Source organism: Achromobacter sp. 46006, from assembly GCF_059761975.1.
On the sequence record NZ_JCBANN010000156.1, the window covers coordinates 1 to 258 of the forward strand.

General features: G+C 68.6%; 1 protein-coding gene. It reads left to right on the forward strand.

The genetic code is table 11. The features are described from left to right. Nucleotides 1–258 (forward strand): methyl-accepting chemotaxis protein (locus AC6LKG_RS26615; RefSeq protein ID WP_498170005.1); only part of this gene is annotated, 258 nt, incomplete at both ends.

The following is a 258-nucleotide window of genomic DNA, read 5'->3' on the forward strand; positions in this document are numbered from 1 at the left end:
ACCAGTTGGCGGCCAGCGCTTCGGACGTGGCCGAGCGCGGCGGTTCGGCGGTGGCCGAAGTGGTCAACACCATGCAGGGCATTTCGGCCAGTTCGCGCAAGATTTCCGAGATCGTGTCGGTAATCGATGGTATTGCGTTCCAGACCAACATCCTGGCGCTGAACGCGGCGGTGGAAGCGGCGCGCGCGGGCGAGCAGGGCAAGGGCTTCGCGGTGGTGGCGGGCGAGGTGCGCTCGCTGGCGCAGCGCAGCGCGCAGG